The organism is Parafrankia sp. EUN1f (assembly GCF_000177675.1).
Taxonomy (GTDB): Bacteria; Actinomycetota; Actinomycetes; order Frankiales; family Frankiaceae; genus Parafrankia.
In genome coordinates this window covers 1-1,042 of record NZ_ADGX01000372.1, presented here as the reverse complement: position 1 = coordinate 1,042, position 1,042 = coordinate 1, and the positions used below count along the sequence as shown (strand labels likewise).

At 70.3% G+C, this 1,042-nt stretch carries 2 protein-coding genes; one reads left to right on the top strand and one right to left on the bottom strand.

Annotation, left to right across the window (positions count from 1 at the left end; translation table 11 throughout):
* Window positions 1-265 (bottom strand): MerR family transcriptional regulator (locus FREUN1FDRAFT_RS39170; protein ID WP_006546006.1); only part of this gene is annotated, 265 nt, incomplete at its 3' end.
* 152 nt (window positions 266-417) lie between these two features.
* Here FREUN1FDRAFT_RS39170 and FREUN1FDRAFT_RS39165 point away from each other — a divergent pair.
* Window positions 418-849: an Hsp20/alpha crystallin family protein gene (locus FREUN1FDRAFT_RS39165; protein WP_006545033.1), complete on the top strand. Its 432-nt coding sequence runs from the start codon at window positions 418-420 to the stop codon at window positions 847-849.
* Window positions 850-1,042 lie beyond the last annotated feature (193 nt).

The window sequence follows — 1,042 nt, the reverse complement described above, 5'->3', positions numbered from 1 at the left end:
CGCGCAGCCGGGCGTTCTCGGTCTCCAGTTCGAGCACCTTGGCGATCCCGGCGAGGTTCAACCCGGCCGCGAGCAGATACCCGATCCGTTGCAGCCGGGCCAGGTCGTCGCTGCTGTAGCGGCGGGTCCCGCCGCCGGTGCGGGCCGGCTCCAGCAGACCGCGCCGCTCGTACAGGCGCAGGCTCTGCGGGTCCATGCCGACCAGATCGGCGGCCACCGAGATGCCGTACACCCCCTGGGTCGGGTCGACATCGGACGAGCTCACGGGGCGCCTCCAGGACTCCGCCCGGACGGCCGGACGGGGACTTGCCTCAGTCTGCCACCGGTGCTATATAAAAATCTAGGCCAGCCACCACAGATAAGTGGATGACCTAACGCTCTGGTCTACAGGATCGTGATCGTGGAGGTGGAGTTCCGATGTTGGTGCGCACCGACCCGTTCCGGGAGCTGGATCGGCTCAGCCAGCAGGTGTTCGGCGCCTTGGGCACGGCGGCCCGGCCGACCGGGATGCCGATCGACGCGTGGCGCGAGGGCGAGGAGTTCGTGGCGGAGTTCGATCTGCCCGGAGTGGACCCGGCCACCGTGGATCTGGACGTCGAACGCAACGTGCTCACCGTCCGGGCGGAACGGCCGGCGTTGAACGGGGACCGCGAGGTCCTGGTCGCCGAGCGGCCCCGCGGGGTGTTCAGCCGCCAGTTGATCCTGGGCGACAACCTGGACACGGAGAAGATCACCGCCAGCTACCACGCCGGCGTGCTGACCCTGCGGATTCCCGTCGCCGAGAAGGCCAAGCCGCGGAAGATCGCGATCGACCTGTCCAGCGACGACCGCCGGGCCATCCACGCCTGACGCGGGGCGGGACCGATGACGACCCCGCACGGGGCGGCGCCGGTCCGGCCGGCCTGTGTGCAGCTGGCTGATCTGATCTGCTCCGACCCCGACCTGCTGCACGCCGAGTTCGACGCGATCATCTCGGCCGCGTGGGACAGCGACGTTCCACCGGGCAGGCCAGGGCGGCCAGCCGCGCCGCGGCCACCGTCAC

Excerpts from the sequence above, each read along its gene's own strand:
- FREUN1FDRAFT_RS39165 (WP_006545033.1), top strand. The coding sequence starts at position 418 with ATGTTGGTGCGCACCGACCCGTTCCGGGAGCTGGATCGGCTCAGCCAG.